Annotated in this window: 1 protein-coding gene; it reads left to right on the top strand. The window is 32.6% G+C overall.

The features are described 5' to 3' along the window. Positions 1-279, top strand: a 279-nt coding sequence (locus VSA01S_RS19890) for a DUF3289 family protein (RefSeq protein ID WP_147052824.1), incomplete at its 5' end; no start/stop codon positions are given. Positions 280-549: the final 270 nt, after the last annotated feature.

Raw genomic sequence — 549 nt, 5'->3', positions numbered from 1 at the left:
CTCTCCTGCACCCTCATCTTCGGTTCATCACGACGCAATCAAAAATCAAACTGGCCTTTGTTCAAGGTTGTTGCAACAAGCCCTACTAAAGTAAGGGGAACTCTAAAGTACGAAGTTCAAGATCATTTTGGTTTGGACTCTAAAGACATTAACCACTCACTAAAAGATGGTATCCAGCAATACGAACAAATGGATGATTTTCGTTCTTGGTATTTACTTCAACACTATAAAGGTTACGCTTATAAACCTTTTATAACGAAGATGGAATTTGAATTGTGAGAAAAATAATAGAAAAATCTCTACTCTTTTCCCCTTTTTATCCTGTGATATATATCCCATTTTCTGACTCTGGTAATCTTTTTTCATTACCAGGGGCTTTTATTGCTACATTTATATTAAGTGTAATCTTCTTATTATATACATTTTTTAAAAAAAGATGGGTCTGGTTTGGTTGTTATATTACTTTAATTGCCTCCATTTTACTTTTTATTTTATTCCTTCCCTATATTTACGATTTTCTATAGCTATAACGGACTTGTTGCAAAAATT

Source organism: Vibrio sagamiensis NBRC 104589 (assembly GCF_007990935.1).
In the GTDB taxonomy this organism is placed as follows: Bacteria; Pseudomonadota; Gammaproteobacteria; order Enterobacterales; family Vibrionaceae; genus Vibrio; species Vibrio sagamiensis.
This window is presented reverse-complemented; position numbering and strand designations above follow the sequence as displayed.